The sequence below is a fragment of the Vibrio sp. 1288 genome, assembly GCF_033344475.1.
This window is the reverse complement of sequence record NZ_JAWPOX010000319.1, coordinates 1-829: the sequence shown is the minus strand read 5'-3', so window position 1 is coordinate 829 and position 829 is coordinate 1. Positions and strand designations below refer to the sequence as shown.

Sequence of the window (829 nt, the reverse complement as noted above, 5' to 3'; positions counted from 1 at the left end):
TACATGCAAGATGAGCTGTTCACTTTGTTTGGTGCGTCTCCAGAAAGTGCGTTGAAGTATGAAACCGACACCAACCAAATAGAAATCTACCCAATTGCGGGGACTCGCCGTCGCGGTAAACGTCCAAATGGCGAAATCGATTTTGATTTAGATAGCCGTATTGAACTTGAACTGCGTAGCGACAAAAAAGAGAACGCTGAACATATGATGTTGGTAGACCTAGCTCGTAATGATGTAGCGCGCATCTCGCAAGCTGGTACTCGTCATGTTGCCGATCTCCTTAAAGTTGACCGTTACAGCCATGTTATGCACTTGGTGTCCCGCGTGGTTGGCCAGTTGCGCGATGACCTTGATGCTTTGCACGCTTACCAAGCTTGTATGAACATGGGCACGTTAACTGGAGCGCCAAAAATTCGTGCAATGCAACTGATTCGCGATGTTGAAGGTGCTCGTCGTGGCAGCTATGGCGGAGCGGTAGGCTACCTGACAGGAGAAGGCACGCTCGACACTTGTATCGTGATTCGCTCGGCTTACGTGGAAAACGGCATTGCTCAAGTACAAGCAGGTGCAGGCGTGGTATTCGATTCTGACCCTCAAGCGGAAGCCGATGAAACACGCGGAAAAGCTCAAGCGGTTATCTCTGCTATTCAAGCAGCGCATTCTCAACCTGCAAACAAGGAGTAGCAGACATGGCGAACATCGTATTCATCGATAACTTTGACTCGTTCACCTATAACCTTGTGGACCAATTCCGCGCATTAGGTCACGCAGTCAAAATTTATCTTAACCACATTCCGGCAGAAACCATTGAACTAGCAATAAACGAGCT

General features: G+C 48.5%; 2 protein-coding genes. Both read left to right on the top strand.

What is annotated here, in order from left to right:
* A partial coding sequence (locus R8O11_RS26510; RefSeq protein ID WP_318194779.1) for an anthranilate synthase component 1 occupies positions 1-684 on the top strand: 684 nt, incomplete at its 5' end.
* Positions 685-689: 5 nt separating this feature from the next.
* A partial coding sequence (locus R8O11_RS26505; RefSeq protein ID WP_412035080.1) for a glutamine amidotransferase-related protein occupies positions 690-829 on the top strand: 140 nt, incomplete at its 3' end.